The 535-nt window shown below is 66.5% G+C and carries 1 pseudogene; it reads right to left on the bottom strand.

Going from position 1 to position 535, the window contains the following annotated elements:
* A pseudogene (locus MIC448_RS12820) lies at positions 1-519 on the bottom strand (IS1380 family transposase); the annotation flags it as partial.
* Positions 520-535 lie beyond the last annotated feature (16 nt).

Raw genomic sequence — 535 nt, 5'->3', positions numbered from 1 at the left:
CGTGGCGAACAGGGCGTTCAGGCCGCGGACGCCGGAGTACCCGAACGACGCGCCCTGCTTCTGGTATCCGTGGACCTCGATGATCGTGTCGTCCAGATCCACCATCACCCGCTCGTCGTTCGACGCCCGCAGCAGCGGCGCGGATTGCGCGACGTTCACCAGGGTCCGTGAGGCGACGGCGTCGAGCTGGCGGACGTGCCCGAACCGGAACTCCCGCAGGAACGAGCCCAGCGTCGACGGCGCATACGTCCGATCGAACAACCGGCCCATCCCGCCATGACGCAGCAGATTCATGTCGTCGATCGAGTCCGCCCCGGCGAGCATCCCCGCCACCAGCGCCATCACCTTGCCGCCCGCGTTCGCACCCTTATCCGACGGGACCGTCAACCGGACCTGCGCGAGCTGATCGAGCCCCGCAGAACGGGCAAGACGGAGCATCGGGACCAGCCCTGCGGCCGACACAAGATTCGGATCATCGAACTTCGCTGACACCGCAGCGGGAGCATGCTTGAATTGCACCTACGAGATGCCTCTC

Origin of the sequence: Microbacterium sp. C448, assembly GCF_000582705.2 — a bacterium.
GTDB classification, from domain to species: Bacteria; Actinomycetota; Actinomycetes; order Actinomycetales; family Microbacteriaceae; genus Microbacterium; species Microbacterium lacus_A.
The sequence above is the reverse complement of the archived record's forward strand: the minus strand, read 5'-3'. Positions and strand labels throughout refer to the sequence as shown.